This is a genomic window from Rhodophyticola sp. CCM32 (assembly GCF_004751985.1).
Classification (GTDB): domain Bacteria; phylum Pseudomonadota; class Alphaproteobacteria; order Rhodobacterales; family Rhodobacteraceae; genus Rhodophyticola.
In genome coordinates, this window is record NZ_CP038492.1 from 1,121,302 (window position 1) to 1,135,888 (window position 14,587).

Genomic DNA, 14,587 nt, shown 5'->3' on the forward strand with positions numbered 1-14,587 from the left:
GGTTTTTTGCTGTGGCAGGCCCGGGACGCCTCCGGCGGGCGTATTTGGGACAAGAAGAAGGGGAAGGACCCTATACGGGACCTGACCGCGCGAAGTCCGGTACAGGCTGTGTCAATGAAAACGCAAACCGCTTTATTCAGCGGCGCGCAGGGGCGGGCGCGGGGTTTTTCTTTCGGGGTCGTCATCCGGGTCGGTCGGACTGGGGGGCTCTGTCGCGGTTTCCGCCGGGGCGGTCTCAGCGGGCGCCTCCGGGGCGGGGTCTTCCGTAACCGGGTCTTCGACGGGCTCTGTCACCGGTTCTGCCACTGGTTCTGCGGCGGGGCTGTCTTCAACCGGCTGCGGGGGCAGGTCCTCTTCCCAGAGGATCACCGGGTTGCGGGTGCGGTTGGCGGCGCGCGCCAATGACCAGTCGCGGGCCCGACGGCTCATCGCCCGGGCGCCAAGCCGGCCAAGGCCCCGCGCGATCCATGTCACAATCGTGCCCGACCATATGCGCAACGCCAGCAGGGACGGCGTCATCACCAGGGTCAGGACCGTGGCAAGGCCGAGGCCGAAAACCACGGCGGTGGCCAGTTGTTTCCACCAGAGCGCTGTGGGGCTGTCGATGGTATAGCCACCCGACCCGAAATCGAGGCTGATCCCGTACATCATCGGTGCCAGACCGGCCATGGTGGTGATCGTGGTCAGCAGCACGGGCCGGATCCGGGCCTCTGCCGTGCGGGTGATCGCCTCGATCCGCGGCATATAGCGGCTGTATTCCTGATAGGTGTCGATCAGAACAATGTTGTTGTTCACCACAATCCCGGCCAGCGCCACGATCCCGGTGCCGGTCATGATGATCGAGAAGGTCTGATCCATCACCAGCATCCCGATCAGCACGCCGGTGGTTGACAGAACCACCGCCAGCAGCACCAGAACCGAGTTATAGACCGAATTGAACTGCGCCAGCAGGATGATGAACATCAGCCCAAGCGCGCCCAGAAAGGCCTGACCCAGGAAGGCCTGGCTTTCCTGCTGGTCTTCCTGATCGCCGCCCCATTCCCAACCGACCGAGGCGGGGAACGGATTTTCGCTTTCGATCCAGCTGGTGATGACGCCGATACGTTCATTGGCATTGACCGGGATCAGGGACAGCGTGCCGTCTTCCACCCCGTCGGCGATCTGATCCGAATCCGCAGCCTCTTCCAGCTGAAAGACCGTATAGCCGATGCCATCGGGGCCGGTGATTGCGCCGCTTTGACCCTCGGGACGCATTTGCAGAAAGCCCAGATCGGCGCCCTCCGCGCTGGTCACCCGAACAAGATCGGGGAGCACATCGGCCTTCACGTCGAACACCCGGCTTTGATCCACCCGCTGGATCGTCGCCAATTGCGGTGTCGGTTCATAGGTCACGAAGTTCGACAATGGCACCAGCCCGCCGGCGGTGCGCACTTTCAGCGTGTCCAGTGTCGACAGCACCCGGGCCTCATCGGGGAAGCGGACGCGGATGTCGATTTCTTCATCCGAGGTCGGCACCCGCATTGTATCCAGCAGAATGCCACGGGTGACCAGTTGCACCATGGCGCCCACGGTGGACACCGATGCGCCATAGCGTCCCGCGGCCTCCACATCCACATTGATCTGCCAGTCGATGCCGGGCAGGGGCAGGGTGTCTTCGACCAGTGTCAGCCCGGGCAGGCCCTCGAAATGGGTCCGGGCGATATGTGTGGCTTCCCTCAACTCATCCCAATTGTCGCCGGACAGGCGCAGGTTGACAGGTTTGCCCTCTGCCGGGCCCTGGGCCTGTTCGAAGATCTCGGTTTCGATCCCCGGGATCGCATCCAGTTCGGCCTGAAGCCGGTTGAGGATCAGATTGCCATCGTCGCGCTGCCCCCAGGGTTCCAGATCCATCTGCACCTGGCCGATCGTGTCACTTGGGGTGGCGGCGCCACCGGTATTGTTGTTCAGCCCGCCATCCCCGGCAAAGGCGAACACATCGCGCACCCCGTCGGCGGCCAGCACGATCTCTTCGACCTGGGCCACCAGAGCATCCATTTCGGTGACCGACAGGTTGCCGCGGGCGCGGACATAGACCACGGCGTTTTCCGGTTCGGTCTCAACAAAGAATTCCACGCCATTGCTGTTCTGTCCGAAATACATGAACACGCTGACCACGAAGGCCCCGACAAAACCGATCACAACCAGCGGCATCACCGGGTTGCCGACAATCGCATGAATGAACCAGCCAAAGGGGGTGCGGCGATACCCGGCCTGCAATTTGCGCGGCGCCTTTTGCATCTGGACCGAGCCCAACAGGACCGACATCAGTGCCGATGCCAGGATGAACATAATCGCGCCGGGCAGCATGGCCAGGATTGGTGAGGCATCCGGCCCCTGCGGGATCAGGATGCCGGGATTAATGGTGATCATCGCGGCCATGAACATGCCATAGCCCACGGCCAGGGTCAGGATCAGGCGCAGCCAGTAAATCGGGATCAGGCGTTTGACCATATCGGTGCCGCGTTCCACGACCCGGGTGAAGCGCGCGGCAACCCCGCCCAGAACCGGCAGATAGATCAGCGCCACGATCAGCGAGGCGGACAGCACGAAGATCAGAGTGACCGGCAGCATGCCCATGAATTCGCCCGGCACACCGGGCCAGAACAGCATCGGCAGGAAGGCGCAAAGCGTTGTCGCGGTCGAACTGATGATCGGCCAGAACATCCGTTTCGCCGCATCCGTATAGGCCTGCATCGGGCGAGCCCCCGCCCGCAGGCGTTTATCGGCATATTCCACCACCACGATCGCCCCGTCGACCAGCATGCCGACCGCCAGGATCAGCCCGAACATCACGATATTCGAGATCGAGATGCCCATGATCCCCAACAGGATGAAACAGAGCAGGAAGGAGGTCGGGATTGCAAAGCCCACCAGCAGGGCCGAGCGTGTGCCAAGGGCTGCCAGCACCACAATCATCACCAGCGCGATGGCGGTCAGAACCGACCCTTCCAGCTGGCGCACCATTCCGTCCACGGTCACCGACTGATCCAGCGTGGTGTCCACGCGCACCGAATCCTGCAATTCGATCGGCCAGGAGGCGCGCACCGCCTCAACCTCGGCACGGACCAGTTCGGCGGTGTCGATCACGTTGAAACCCTGGCGTTTGACCACCTGCAGCGCGACGGTGTTTTCGCCGTTGAACCGGGCGGTGCCGGTGCGGTCCTCGAATGTCAGACGGATATCGGCCAGATCGCCAAGTGTCACCACCCGGTCCCCATTGACCGAGATGGCAAGATTATACACATCCTCGGGGCTGTCGAAACTGGAGGGGATCTTGACCGAGATCGCCCCTGAAGCGGTTTCGACCTCACCGGCGGCAATCAACTGGTTGTTGTTGACCACGGCGTCGATCAGCTCCCGCGCGGTGACGTTATAGGCTTCAAGCGCCAGAGGGTCGATGACCACTTCCAGCATCTCGTCACGATCCCCGGCCAGACCGGCCTCAAGGATCGGCGACAGGGCTTCCAGCCGGTCCTGCATTTCATTGGCCAGCCGCAGCAGGGTGCGTTCCGGTGCCTCACCGGAAAGCGCCACGATGATGATCGGAAATTCCGAGAAATTGATCTCTGATATGCTGAAGCTTTCCGCCCCTTCGGGGAAATTCGCTTCGGCGGCATTCATCGCATCGCGGACATCGGCGATGGTGGCGGATTTGTCCCAGCCGAATTCAAACTCCAGAAAGATACCGCCATAGTTTTCGGCGGCGGTGGAGTTGATCGACACCAGCCCATCGAGATCCTGAAACTCCGATTCCATCGGGCGGATCAGCAGGCGTTCACTGTCTTCCGCCGAAATGCCGGGGAAGGGCACCGACACAAACAGGCCGGGGATGTCGATATCGGGCTCACCCTCCTTGGGCAGGCCGATATAGGCCGCTGTCCCCACGGTCAGCGACAGGATCACAAAGGCAACCACCATCCGTGCGCGGGAGCCCGCCCAGTCGACAAGACCTGTCATTGGGTCAACTCCTCATAGGTCACCTCGACGGGAACACCGTCGGTGACGAATTCCTGACCCACGGTGATCACATCCACCTGATCGGGAAGGCCGGTCACCAGCACCCCCCGGGCCGTGTCGCGCAGCATGATAACGGGCATGAACTGCGCCAGCCTCTCATCTGTGACCACGCGTACGCCAAGCGTGCCACCATCATTCAGCGTCAGTGCCGAAGAGGGCAGAAGATGTGCCGGCGTCCCCGCGGTGGAGATCAGAATATCCGCGGTCTGGCCGTCACGGATTGCCAGATCGTCATTATCGACCGAAATTTCCACCCGGAACGTGCGGGTCTGCAGATCGGCGGAACGGGACAGGAAAATAACCTCACCCTGAACCTCGGCGCCTGTGGCCAGCCGTGCGCCTGCCGCAGCCCCCACCAGAACCCGGTCCACCTGCGCCTCGGGCACGAAACCGACCAGCTTGATCGGGTCAAGCTGGATCACCGTGGCGCATAGCGCGCCGGGTTGCATCAGGGCGCCCAGTTCGGCGGTGTCGCTTTCCAGCAGCCCTTCAAACGGAGCATGGATCTGCAATTGGGCGATATCTTCCCGGGCGCGATCCACCCCGGCCTCGGCCGAGCGGATGCCGCTGCGTGCGGCCTCGACCCCGGCTTCGGCCGATTGAATGGCGGCTTCGGCGGCGGAAAGGGTTGCGGCGGTTGTCGCCGCGCGGGTTTCCGAGGCAAAGCCGCTTTCGCTGAGGCGCGTGGCGGCATTGTCGTCAATCTCGGCGGCAGTCAGGCGGGCGCGGGCCTCTGCAAGGCGCCCCTCGGATTCGGGCAGGCGGGCGCGGGCTTCGTCAAGCCGGGCCTCGGCCTCGGCCAGGGCCGCGCCGCGCGTACCGGCGTCAATTTCGCAAAGCAGCTGACCTTCTTCCACGTAAGCCCCGGCCCGGATCGGGGATGAGATGATCAGGCCGGAGGTTTCAGATTGTACATCGACCTGGCGCAATGCCTCGGTCCGGCCCCGCAGAAGCACCGAGTTTCCGGCAATCGAGGCCGCGCTGCGCCGCGCGACCACATGAACCATATGCGTATCAGTATCCGAGGGCTGCGCTGCGGGCGCGGAATCCGCCTCGGCAGATGTCTCCGCCACAGTTTCCGCACTGTCGGAATCACTGAATTGCCCGGCAAAACCGACCAGCGTCTCGCGTTCGAGAACCACAAGATATAGAACCGCGCATACAATGACCGCGGTCACAATCGGGAACACTCTCATCTAAAGCCTCACTTGCCGGTTATGATCGGACAGATATCCATTTTGTACAATGTGACGTGTCATACGCTGAACCGTTCTGTTCAAATTAGTGTTTTCAACCGGAACGCGCAACACTGAACGGATCGGTTCAGCAAGAAATGTTATCTTCGCTTACATTCTCGCCTTGCCTGGCGCGGAAAACAAGGGGTCTGCCCGGGTCTTGGCAATGCCGGGCGCTTCGCGGTAAGAGGATCACGGGCAATAAGCGCCGGTGAAAGACGGCAGAAGATGGGGCAGGGACCGAGATGGCCAATACCGACAGTTTCCTTGATGAGGTGAGCGAGGAAGTCCGCCGCGACCGGCTGTTTGCCTTGCTGCGCCGATGGGGCTGGATTGCTGCGCTGGCGGTCCTTCTGCTTGTGGGGGGCGCGGCCTGGAACGAATACCGCAACGCGCAGGCCACCCGCCAGGCCGAAGCCTTCGGCGATGCGGTGCTGGCGGCGTTTGACACGGATGACGCCGCAGCGCGGATGGCCGCCCTGGCCGCGGCCCCGGCGGACACCCCGGAGGAACAGCTGATCCTGGCGCTTTTGCAGGCCGGGGAGGAAGCCGATGGCGAAGAGGCTGCTGCCGCTGCCGCGCGTCTGCGCAGTCTTGCGGATCAATCCGATCTGCCGCCGCGTTACAGCGATCTGGCACGTCTTCGCGCCCATATGCTGGCCCCTGAAGACCCTGCACTGGCGCTGGCGCTGATGGACCATCTGGCCCGGCCCGGCGCCCCGTATCGCGCCTTGGCAATGGAACAGCAGGCCTATATTCGCCTTGCCCAGGGAGAGACCGGGGCCGGGATAGAGATTTTGCGTCAGGTCCAGAATGAGGCTGTGGCCACGCCGGGCTTGCAACAACGGGCGATGCAGTTGATTGTGGCGCTGGAAACCGGGGCGGTACTGGTCGATGCGCCTGTTGATGATGCGCCTGTCGATACGGTCGGCGACGATGCGACGGGTGAGGCGGAAGAGGCCCCCGAAAGCCCGGGCACAGGCGCGGAAACGACCGCAACCGAGTGACCGGTGCGGGGGCCGGACGGGCAAAGACGGGCAAAAAGGCAGAGATTTATATGAGCATGTTCCGTATCGGATATCTTGGGCTGGGCCTTATGCTGGTTCTGGCCGGATGTGACCGGGAGGTGATCCTGGAAGGGCAGCGGTTCGGAACCCGCGTGCCCCTGGCTGACAGTCTGCCCAATGAAGAGGGTGAAATTGTTGCCCAGGCCGCCCCCGAGGAAGGCCCGCGCGATATCGCCCTGTCTGCTGCCACCGCCAATGCGAACTGGCCACAGCGTGCCGCCAATATCCGCAACCACCCGGATCATGTGGCGCTGTCCGCCACCCCGGTGGAGCTTTGGGCGGTGAATATCGGCGATGGCAACAGCCGCCGCAACCGGATCACCGCTGATCCCGTGGTGGCCGATGGCCGGATTTTCACGCTGGATGCGGTGGCCGGATTGCAGGCCACCTCGACCGGTGGCGAGGTGATCTGGTCGGTTGATCTGACCCCGGGGTTTGAACGGGGCGGCAATATCTCCGGCGGGGCGCTCGCCGTGGAGGGCGATACGCTTTATGCCACCACCGGCTATGGTGAACTGGTGGCGCTGAATGTCGCAAACGGCACCGTGCGCTGGCGGCAGCGGCTTGGGGCGGGCCTGACCGCGCCGACCATCGACAACAACACGGTCTATCTGGTCAGCCGTGACAGCCAGGCCTGGGCGATCAACACCGAAAACGGCCGCATCCGCTGGCAATTGCCCGCAGCGCCCGCCGCTGCGGTGCTGACCGGCGGTGCGGCGCCTGCGATCACCGATCGGCTGGTGATCTTTCCCTTCGGGTCCGGGGAACTTGTGGCCTCCCTGCGCCTGTCCGGGGTCCGGGTCTGGGGCACCACGGTGGCCGGATCCCGGCGCGGGGTGGCCTATAATGATCTCAACGACATCACCGGCGATCCGGTCGTGGACGGCGATGTGATCTATGCGGGCAATCAGGCGGGCCGTGTGGTGGCGCTGGAAGCGGCCTCGGGTGAGCGGATATGGACCGCAAGCGACGGCGCCTATTCCCCGGTGATGCCGGCGGGCGACAGTATCTTTTTCGTCTCCGACCGGAACGAGCTGGTGCGCGTGGATGTCACAACCGGCGACCGGGTCTGGGGCGTGGAATTGCCGCTTTATGTCCGGGATCGTGAGCGGCGTCGCAAGGCTGTCTTCACCCATTTCGGCCCGGTTCTGGCCGGGGGGCGGCTGGTCGTCGCCTCGGGGGATGGCGTGGTGCGCAGTTTCTCTCCGGAAAGCGGGGCGCTGCTGTCAACCCTGCCGATCCGGGGCGGCGCGGCTGCCAATCCGGCGGTTGCTGGCGGTACGCTTTACGTGGTCAGCCAGGATGGACGCCTGCACGCCTATCGTTAAAGGCAGAGGGCGGGGCGTTACCCCCGGGCGCGCGCCAGACGCCCGTGCGGTGACCCCCGAATCGCGATCACCCGGTTTTTTTTGTATTCTTTCGGTGTCCTTAACCTTTCGGCGGATTGTTTCCTGTAAGGAGAATGGCAGCGGGCGTTTTAGCCCGTTATTCCAGTGCAACACCCTTTGCTTGCCTCCAGTCGGCTTATGGCAAAGGGTGTTCGTCCTTTTCGGAGGGTCTTTGACTGTTGTGGATATGACTGCCGGGCCTCTGTCGTCAGGGCCCTTAGGGTCAGGCCCTAGCTCTCAAACCAAGGCTCCATCATATCTCTAAAGCACCCTGCCTTAAACTTGACTCACAAATACCCTGCCACGCTTCGCGTTCCCAGGGTATTTGTGATGCGCGATGTCTCAGGTTTAAGGCAGCATGCTGTAGGTCGCCTGGGTCTCATTCCCATTCAATCGTGCCCGGCGGTTTCGAGGTGATGTCATAGGTCACCCGGTTGATGCCCGGCACTTCATTGATGATCCGCGTGGCGGTTTCCCCCAGAAAGTCATGGGTGAACGGGTAGTAATCCGCTGTCATCCCGTCGACCGAGGTGACCGCCCTGAGCGCACAGGCATAATCATAGGTCCGCCCGTCGCCCATGACCCCCACGGTGCGCACCGGCAGGATGGCAACAAAAGCCTGCCAGATGTCATCATAGAGCCCGTGTTTGCGAATCTGGTCGATATAGACCGCATCGGCCTTGCGCAGGATATCCAGCTTGGCGCGGGTGATCTCTCCGGGGCAGCGGATCGCAAGGCCGGGGCCGGGGAATGGATGGCGCCCGATGAAAGACGCGGGCAGGCCAAGCTCATGGCCAAGCGCCCGCACCTCATCCTTGAACAGCTCCCGCAGGGGTTCGACCAGTTTCAGACCCATCTTTTCGGGCAATCCGCCCACATTATGGTGGGATTTGATCGTGGCCGAGGGGCCGCCGGAAAAGCTGACACTTTCGATCACATCGGGGTAAAGCGTGCCCTGGGCCAGAAACTCCGCCCCCTCGATCCGGTCGGCATATTTCTGAAACACGTCGATGAACAGCCCGCCGATGATCTTGCGTTTGGTCTCCGGGTCGCTGACCCCGTCCAGCCTGCCCAGGAACAGATCGCTTTCATCCGCGTGGATCAGCGGCAGGTTGTAATGGTCGCGGAACATGCCCACGACCTCTTCGGCTTCGCTTTCGCGCAGCAATCCGTGATCGACAAAGACGCAGGTCAGCTGATCGCCGATCGCCTCATGGATCAGCACCGCCGCGACGGAACTGTCCACCCCGCCGGACAGCGCGCAGATCACCTGCCTGTCGCCCACCTGATCCCGGATCTTGCGGATCGCCTCTTCGCGGTAGGCGCCCATGGTCCAGTCGCCCGAAAACCCGGCCAGCCGCACGAAATTCTCATAGAGCGCTTTGCCATTGGGCGTGTGATGCACCTCGGGGTGAAACTGCACCGCATAGAAATTCCGCGCCAGATCAGCGGTGATCGCATAGGGCGCATTGGGGGAGGTGCCATACACCTCGAATCCCGGGGCGATGCGGCTGACATGATCGCCATGGCTCATCCAGACCTGTTCTTTCGCGTCAAGGAACCAGCCTTTCAGCAGATCAATCCGCGCATCCCCGGGCGTCACATAGGCGCGCCCGAACTCCGCTGTGCCATGGCCCCGCTCCACCTTGCCGCCCAACATCTCCATCATCACCTGCTGGCCATAGCAGATGCCAAGGATCGGCACGCCCAGATCAAATGCGGCCTGCGGCGGCCGGGGGGAGCCTGCGTCGATCACACTGCACGGCCCGCCTGAAAAGATCACCGCTTTCGGGGCGAATTCTGCAAGGAAATCCTCGGTGACGCTCTGATAGGGGTGAATCTCGCAATAGACATGCAACTCGCGCAGGCGGCGCGCGATCAGTTGCGTGACCTGGCTGCCGAAGTCGATGATCAGCAGGCGTTCATGATGGCGGGGGAGGGGCGCAATATTCATAACGCTGCGCATAGGATGAAGGGGCCGCTGGCGCAAGGGGATCGGAAGGACCGGAGCCGGTGATTTTCGCAGGGCCGGTGTCGCATTCGCCTGTGAAGAGGCGCAATTCAGCCAATCCGCAAACGCTCTGTGGATATGCTGGGGCTGATCAGGGCTGAGTGGCGAGGCAGAACCATGGGGCAGACAAGGCGCAGAACACGCGGTGGCGGCGGCGCGGCCCGGCGGGCGGAACGCAGCGCCGTGAAGATTGAGACCGCGGGCACGATCACCCGCAACATTCCCGATGTCGAGGTGCTGGGCACCGAGGCGCTGGAGATCATCGAGGCCAATGCCGAAACGGTTCTGGAAGAGATCGGCGTGGCATTTGTGGAAAACCCCGCAGCCCTGGCGCGCTGGCGCGAGGCTGGGGCGGATGTAACCGGTGAACGGGTGCGCATCCCCAAAGGTCTGGCCCGCAAGCTTTGTGCCACAGCACCTGCGCAATTCACCCAGACCGCGCGCAACCCAGACCGCAATGTCGATATCGGCGGCCGCAATCTGGTGCTGGCCCCGGTCTATGGCCCGCCCTTCGTGCGCGACAATGCCGGCGGCCGGCGCTATGCGACGATGGCGGATTTCGAGACCTTCGTGAAACTGGGCTATATGTCCAGATGGCTGCACCATTCCGGCGGCACGGTCTGTGAACCGACCGATGTGCCGGTGACAACGCGGCATCTGGATATGCTCTATGCCCATATGTCTTTGTCAGACAAACCGTTCATGGGGGCCGTCACGGAACCCTCCCGCGCGGCGGATACGGTGGAGATGTGCCGGATTCTGTTCGGAACGGAACAGGTTGACCGGACCCCGGTGCTGACCTCGCTGATCAACATCAATTCCCCGCTCACCTTCGATGCCACGATGATGGGCGCGCTTGAGGTCTATGCCGCCGCCGGGCAGGCCTGCATCATCTCGCCGTTCATTGTCGGCGGTGCGATGGCGCCGGTCAGTGTCATTGGCACGCTGACCCAGGTTCTGGCCGAAGTGATGGCCGGGGTCGCCTATAGCCAGTTGGTCCGCCCCGGCGCCCCGGCGATTTTCGGCGCTTTCGTGACCTCGATCGACATGAATTCCGGCGCCCCCACCTTCGGCACGCCGGAAGCGGCGCAGATCACCTATGGCGCGGGTCAGCTGGCCCGGCGTCTTGGCCTGCCATACCGGTCTGCGGGCGCGTTCAACGGCTCGAAACTGCCCGATGCGCAGGCGGCCTATGAAAGCGCGAACTCGCTGAATGCCGGGTTGCTGTCAGGGGTGAATTTCATGCTCCATGCCTGCGGCTGGCTGGAGGGCGGGCTGGTCGCCAGCCCGGAGAAATTCGTGATGGATGCGGATCAGTTGGGCGTGTTGCACAGGCTGGCCGCCGGGGTGGATGTGTCGGAGGAGGCGCAGGCGATGGATGCGATCCGCGAAGTGGGCCCGGGGGGCATTATCTGGGCTGCGCCCATACCCAGGCCCATTTCAAAGAGGCGTTCTGGCGCAGCGATCTGCTGGATTACAAACCGTTCGAAACCTGGGTCGATGAAGGGGAGCGTGATACGCTGGCCCTGGCCGCCGAGAGGGTCGAGAAGCTGCTGGCGGACTATCAGCAGCCGATGCTCGACCCGGATATTGATGCGGCGCTGAAAGACTTTGTCGCAAAGCGCAGGGAAGACCTGTCTGACAGCGGCTTGTGACCCTATCTGGCGCTGTCGGGAATGCTGGCGATATGTCATGGCTGAGGTTACGGGGCGCTGTAAAGCCGCGGAAGCGGATACAAATGCGCGGCAAGGGGTGGAAACTCCAGTTTTCCACGTGGAATTCTGGAGAATTCCGGCGCTCGGGGTTTGCGGATAATTCAGCCTGTCGGCATCGGGCTTAACCCTATGCGTTCCGCCTTATAGCGGTTTGCGTTTGATCCTCATCGAAAACCGTTCTCAGCAAGAAACCCTATTTGCGCCGCCCGACAGCACGTGGCGTAGGGTCTATCAGAGAATTTCCTCCCATGACCCTACGCATGCCTCGCAACACCCTGAGCGGGCGATGCGGCGCTGAGCAATATGGTCAGCACCTCCACATGGCGGGTCGGGGAATATCCGGCCTGGCCGGTGGCCCGGGCGATGTTCAGCGTTTCCTCCTCCTCCAGCAGGCGGGTGAGGGCCCGGGCGGGCTGATCGGGCCTGTGGGTGCTGCGGCGGGCCAGGGCGGCAGCCCCGAACCTCGCGGCGCGCACCAGCAGTTTCGGGCGGTGCAGGCTGGCAAGTGTGGCGGTAAGATCGGTCATCGCAAATCCCTTCTGAAACCGTTTTGTGACGCGATCAGCCTGACCTGCTGACCCGGCCTGTTGCGGATTTTTTTGACCTGCGCGCGGTGCTCCGGATTTGTTTACAATTTGAAAACAATTCACAGCTTTTCCACAGATTTTAACCGTTCAGTAATCAATACAGCCAAGGCTTGGAGCGGTGTTATCCACAGCTTTATCATGGAGGCGCCGGTGACCTCTCGGAACGATCACCATGACCTGTCGGGCCTGCCATCCTGGTTGCCTCCGGGGCCGGAACAGTATTTGCGTCACGTGGTTCTGGGCCAGTCCCTGCGCGGGATCGCGCGGGCCTCGAAAGTGCATCCATCCACAGTCCTGCGGCGTGTCCGCCAGGTGGAGGCGACCCGGGACGATCCGCTGATTGATGAAGCGCTGACCGCGTTAAGTGCTTTGGGGCTGCCGGATACACATATGATTGATTTGTCCAAGGAGCGTCCTCAAATGACAGCAGCCTACCGCCCCTCCGTGGTGTCCGACGAACCGACGATCAACCGCGAGGCCCGGCGCATCCTGCGACGGCTGTGCGAGAAAGAGGCGGTGCTGGTCGTGGCCCGGGATATGGAAAAGGCGGTGGTGCTGCGCCCGGGGCCTGAAGGCGCGCAGACCCGCACTGCGGTGGTGGATCGCTCCATCGCCCAGGCCTTCGCCCTGAAAGACTGGATCGCGACCGCGCGGCGCGGGCGGATCAGCACCTATCAGATCACCGCGATGGGCAAATCCGCCCTGAAACGCCTGATTGATGAAGATCGGCGCCGCCGTCAGGCCGGTCTGGAAATGGCCGAGGCCGCAACCCCGTTTCAGGCCCAGCATCAGGTCTGGGGCGACCGGCAGGTGCGCGATGGCGGCAATACCCGGAACATACGGGTCAATCTGTCGGAATCGCCGCTTGCCGGTCTGGCGCGCCGCAAGGGGGCGGATGGAAAACCGTTTCTGACCATGGATCTGGTGCAGGCCGGTGAAAAGCTGCGGGAAGATTTTGAACGCGCCCAGATGGGCCCGCGTGTGGCCCAGAACTGGGACCGGTTCCTGACCGGCAGTGACAGGGGCGGGTTCCTGTCTGACAGCGGTCTGGCCGAAGGTCCGCGCGCGGCACGGCAGCGGGTGAGTGATGCGCTGGATGATCTGGGGCCCGGTCTGGCGGATGTGGTGCTGCGCGTGTGCTGTTTTCTGGAGGGACTTGAATCCGCTGAAAAGCGGCTTGGCTGGTCGGCGCGATCCGGTAAAATCGTGTTGAAGATCGGGCTTCAGCGGCTGCTTCAGTATTATCAGCGGTGCCATGGGTTTACCCCGGCGCGTTGTGATTGACGGGGTATAGGTTAACCCCGCCGGGGCTGTGCATGTCCAAGCTTTGCAGGCGGTGCAGACCGCCTGTGCCGGATTGACGGGTTACATTGTCGTCCAACAAGGTTATTTAAAGCAGAAATCGTTTCATCTGAATCGAAATTTGCTGCCTCTCGATCAGCAAACTTCTGATCTCGAACGCGAATTTCGATAAGCGATGGTGCAGAGTAAAACGATTTCGCTATAGTGTTAAACAATCTTGCCCTTCAGGACCGGGAGGCCCCGATGCGTGACCTGAAACTGCCCGAGCAGCGCCACCCTGAAAAGGCGCATCGCCCTGACAATGCCCAGCCCAGAAAGCCGGATTGGATACGGGTCAAGGCCCCTGTGGGGGAAGGCTATAAGCAGACCCATCAGATCATCCGCGAGCATAAGCTGACCACGGTCTGCGAAGAGGCCGGATGCCCCAATGTGGGGGAATGCTGGTCTCAGGGCCATGCCACGATGATGATCATGGGCGAGGTCTGCACCCGCGCCTGCACCTTCTGCAACATCGCCACCGGCAAGCCGCCCGAAGATCTGGATGTGTTCGAGCCGGGCCGGGTGGCCGATGCGGTGAAGAAACTGGGGCTGAACCATGTGGTGATCACCTCGGTCGACCGGGATGATATCAAGGATGGCGGGGCCGAACATTTCGCCCGGACCATCCGCGCCATCCGCCGCCAGTCCCCGGGCACCACGATCGAGATTCTGACGCCGGATTTCATCCGCTGTGATCCGTCGGTGCTGGAAATTGTCGTTGCTGCCAGACCGGATGTGTTCAACCATAATCTGGAAACGGTTCCGGGCCTCTACCCCGAGGTGCGCCCCGGCGCGCGCTATTTCCACAGCCTGCGCCTGCTGCAACGGGTCAAGGAGATCGACCCCGCCATGTTCACCAAATCCGGGATCATGGTCGGCCTTGGCGAAGACCGGCAGGCGGTGCATGCGGTGATGGAGGATATGCGCGCCGCCGATATTGATTTTCTGACCATCGGTCAGTACCTGCAACCAACCCCCAAACACCATGCGGTGGACCGGTTCGTCACACCCGAGGAATTCGCCGCCTATGAGAAAGCCGCCTATGGCAAAGGCTTTCTGATGGTGTCTGCCACGCCGCTGACCCGCTCAAGTTATCACGCGGGCGATGATTTCGCGCAATTGCGCGCGGCGCGTCTGGCCAGGCTGGGGCAGGGATGAATGGGCCGTTGGATACGGCCGCAGCCGGT

Annotated in this window: 8 protein-coding genes and 1 pseudogene; 5 read left to right on the forward strand and 4 right to left on the reverse strand. The window is 62.6% G+C overall.

The features are described 5' to 3' along the window. Positions 1-132: 132 nt before the first annotated feature. Both E2K80_RS05505 and E2K80_RS05510 read right to left on the reverse strand, forming a co-directional pair. A complete protein-coding gene (locus tag E2K80_RS05505) occupies positions 133-3,996 on the reverse strand; it encodes an efflux RND transporter permease subunit (protein WP_135373502.1) in 3,864 nt (1,287 codons plus the stop codon). Continuing rightward, positions 3,993-5,252, reverse strand: a complete 1,260-nt coding sequence (locus E2K80_RS05510; RefSeq protein ID WP_135373504.1) for an efflux RND transporter periplasmic adaptor subunit — start codon at positions 5,250-5,252, stop codon at positions 3,993-3,995. Before E2K80_RS05510 ends, E2K80_RS05505 begins: the two co-directional genes overlap by 4 nt. Before the next feature lie 284 nt (positions 5,253-5,536). Here E2K80_RS05510 and E2K80_RS05515 point away from each other — a divergent pair, with 284 nt between their 5' ends. After that, entirely contained in the window at positions 5,537-6,298 is a 762-nt protein-coding gene (locus E2K80_RS05515; RefSeq protein ID WP_135373506.1) for a tetratricopeptide repeat protein, read from the forward strand. Between the two features lie 50 nt (positions 6,299-6,348). Beyond that, positions 6,349-7,686, forward strand: coding sequence for an outer membrane protein assembly factor BamB family protein (locus E2K80_RS05520; RefSeq protein WP_238475667.1), 1,338 nt, complete (start codon positions 6,349-6,351; stop codon positions 7,684-7,686). A gap of 439 nt (positions 7,687-8,125) precedes the next feature. Here the strand turns inward: E2K80_RS05520 and guaA are convergent, their stop codons facing one another. Next, positions 8,126-9,700 (reverse strand): glutamine-hydrolyzing GMP synthase, encoded by a 1,575-nt coding sequence (gene guaA, locus E2K80_RS05525; protein WP_135373508.1) that lies wholly within the window; start codon positions 9,698-9,700, stop codon positions 8,126-8,128. 174 nt (positions 9,701-9,874) lie between these two features. Between guaA and E2K80_RS05530 the strand changes: the two are divergent. Next, positions 9,875-11,412, forward strand: a pseudogene (locus tag E2K80_RS05530) (trimethylamine methyltransferase family protein). A gap of 314 nt (positions 11,413-11,726) precedes the next feature. Here E2K80_RS05530 and E2K80_RS05535 read toward each other — a convergent pair. Continuing rightward, a complete protein-coding gene (locus E2K80_RS05535) occupies positions 11,727-11,999 on the reverse strand; it encodes a DUF6477 family protein (RefSeq protein WP_135373510.1) in 273 nt (90 codons plus the stop codon). 210 nt (positions 12,000-12,209) lie between these two features. Here E2K80_RS05535 and E2K80_RS05540 point away from each other — a divergent pair, with 210 nt between their 5' ends. Both E2K80_RS05540 and lipA read left to right on the forward strand, forming a co-directional pair. Next, entirely contained in the window at positions 12,210-13,343 is a 1,134-nt protein-coding gene (locus E2K80_RS05540; protein WP_443216548.1) for a DUF6456 domain-containing protein, read from the forward strand. A 261-nt stretch (positions 13,344-13,604) separates the two neighbouring features. Then, complete coding sequence (gene lipA / locus E2K80_RS05545) at positions 13,605-14,558, forward strand: lipoyl synthase (RefSeq protein ID WP_135373514.1); 954 nt, start codon at positions 13,605-13,607, stop codon at positions 14,556-14,558. Positions 14,559-14,587: the final 29 nt, after the last annotated feature.